Annotated in this window: 1 protein-coding gene; it reads right to left on the reverse strand. The window is 47.8% G+C overall.

All coding sequences use genetic code 11. The annotated features are described in order from the left end of the window. The coding region (locus tag M3200_RS03065; protein WP_502685333.1) for a uridine kinase family protein at positions 1-467 on the reverse strand (467 nt) is incomplete at its 3' end. Positions 468-487 lie beyond the last annotated feature (20 nt).

The raw sequence follows: 487 nt of genomic DNA on the forward strand, positions 1-487 counted from the left end.
GGAACAACTGACGCATCCAGTTCCCGGAATGGGCGCAGGAATTCAAGCAGCCGCTGCGCCTCCGCATAAGCTTTGCTTTCAGGCCTGATATCGTGAAGAAGCGGTTCAGCCATTTTCTTAAGGACCGGTATTTCGTAAAGTAAAGCTGAATTGAATACGACATCCGCCCTGTTCTGGTAATGGAAGATATTTTTCCCCTCTCCCTGCCTTACACTATCCCAGACCTCAAGCGTATGCTCCGCCCCGTTTCCTCTGAACTGGACGTCTCTCACAAGTCTTCTTAAAAGTCTTGTATCGGAGGTGGAAATACGGTTGTGATCATTAATTGTCAGCTGTGTCAGAGCACTGACATAGACCCTCATGCATTGATAGCCTGGAACGAAGTATGTCAGCGCAGGATTAAGCGCATGAAGTCCTTCCACTAAAATAGGCTGTCCCTTTCCAAGTCTTACCGTTTCCTCGCTCATTTCCTTTTTCCCAGTGATAA

The organism is Dialister sp. CAG:357 (assembly GCF_000435155.1).
In the GTDB taxonomy this organism is placed as follows: Bacteria; Bacillota; Negativicutes; order Veillonellales; family Dialisteraceae; genus Dialister; species Dialister hominis.